This is a genomic window from Methylobacterium nigriterrae (assembly GCF_037106235.1).
Classification (GTDB): Bacteria; Pseudomonadota; Alphaproteobacteria; order Rhizobiales; family Beijerinckiaceae; genus Methylobacterium; species Methylobacterium nigriterrae.
Window position 1 is genome coordinate 1 of sequence record NZ_JBAWTG010000825.1, and the last position, 276, is coordinate 276.

The window sequence follows — 276 nt, forward strand, 5'->3', positions numbered from 1 at the left end:
GCCGACGAGAGTATTCCGGCGCGGCGCTGGTCGCTATTTGGGACGTTTCATCTTGCAGGTGGTGGAGGTGATCGTGTCCTTGACCGGGATCTCCGCCACTTCCTTCCAGCCCCATCCCGTGTTCTCCTCGTCGAACTCGGTCTTGGTATCGACCGGTTCGAGGGTCGAGATGTAAAGCGGCTGGAAGAACTGGTGGTCGTCGGCCCGCATGAAGCCCTCCTGGCCACTGGAGAAGGTCTTGTACTTCATGCCTTCGAGCTTCGGCGCGAATTTGGC

The 276-nt window shown here is 59.8% G+C and carries 1 pseudogene; it reads right to left on the reverse strand.

Annotated elements, in window-relative coordinates:
- Positions 1-33: 33 nt before the first annotated feature.
- Positions 34-276, reverse strand: a pseudogene (locus tag WDW90_RS39305) (branched-chain amino acid ABC transporter substrate-binding protein); the annotation flags it as partial.